Annotated in this window: 1 pseudogene; it reads left to right on the forward strand. The window is 70.1% G+C overall.

The features are described 5' to 3' along the window. Positions 1–231 (forward strand): annotated as a pseudogene (locus ACZ6JE_RS15725) (dTDP-4-dehydrorhamnose 3,5-epimerase); the annotation flags it as partial.

A 231-nucleotide genomic window follows, 5' to 3' on the forward strand; every position in this document is an offset into this window, starting at 1 on the left:
GACGACGCGACGGTCAGCTATCTGGTGACCGACACCTGCAACGCCGCCCGCGAGCACGGCATCAACCCGCGGGACGAGCGCATCGGTCTGATCTTCCCCGACGAGGCGGGCGAACCCCGCCTGTCGCCGAAGGACACCGACGCTCCTGGTCTCGACGAGGCCGCCGCGCAGGGGCTGCTCCCCACCTACGACGCCATGCGCGAGTTCTACGCCCCCCTCGAGTCGAAGGAG

It is taken from the genome of Frigoribacterium sp. AC759 (assembly GCF_979256015.1).